At 80.2% G+C, this 500-nt stretch carries 1 pseudogene; it reads right to left on the bottom strand.

What is annotated here, in order from left to right:
- Positions 1 to 383: pseudogene (locus tag E9529_RS21500) on the bottom strand (MFS transporter); the annotation flags it as partial.
- Positions 384 to 500: the final 117 nt, after the last annotated feature.

Here is a 500-nt window from a genome sequence, read left to right as displayed (position 1 = left end):
CGCAGCCCGTACCGCTCGACCAGCGCGCCGCTGACCCCGCCGAGCAGGCCCGCCGCACCCAGGACGCACCAGAGCGCGCCGCTCACCACCGCGGAGAGCCCACCCGCCCCGGTCATCAGGTCCCGCCCGAACGTCCAGACACCGGCGCACCCCGCGCCCGCGAGGAGGGCCGCGGTCGTCGGCCGGGCCAGCGCGCGCCACGGCCGGTCGGCGGGGTCGGACGGCGCGACGGGACCCGGCCAGCGGGCGGAGCGGTCGGCGGCCCAGGTGACGGCGAGCGCCAGGACGGCGAACCCCAGCCAGGCCGCCCGCCAGGCATCGGGGGCGGCGAGCACCAGCAGGCCGCCGGCCACCACACCGGCCCCGGTGCCGCTGTTGACCACCCCCTGCGCACGACCCTCGCTCTCCGCGGTGGTGAGCGGCGCGCTCTGGTGCGTCCTGGGTGCGGCGGGCCTGCTCGGCGGGGTCAGCGGCGCGCTGGTCGAGCGGTACGGGCTGCG

It is taken from the genome of Blastococcus sp. KM273128 (assembly GCF_021698975.1).
GTDB lineage: Bacteria > Actinomycetota > Actinomycetes > Mycobacteriales > Geodermatophilaceae > Blastococcus.
This window is presented reverse-complemented; position numbering and strand designations above follow the sequence as displayed.